1 pseudogene is annotated in these 230 nt (G+C 60.0%); it reads left to right on the forward strand.

Features of this window, described 5'->3' with window-relative positions:
• Window positions 1-109 precede the first annotated feature (109 nt).
• Window positions 110-230 (forward strand): annotated as a pseudogene (locus KVT34_RS32290) (response regulator); the annotation flags it as partial.

The raw sequence follows: 230 nt of genomic DNA on the forward strand, positions 1-230 counted from the left end.
TATCCATCCACCACCCAGGTCCGGTCGGATGAAACAGCTCGTGACGGGCGGCAACCCCGTAATCCGCCTACTCCTGATTACCCTGCCCTTATAACTCGGATACGAAGCGGACTTTGCGGAGAACGGCGCGGTAGCGCTGCAGGCAGTCCGGTCCGGCCCCTACGATATGGTGTTTATGGACCTTCAGATGCCGGAAATGGTCGGCTTCGAAACGACAGCGGCCATCCGCC

The organism is Paenibacillus sp. GbtcB18, from assembly GCF_019091125.1.
Lineage (GTDB): Bacteria > Bacillota > Bacilli > Paenibacillales > NBRC-103111 > Paenibacillus_F > Paenibacillus_F chitinolyticus.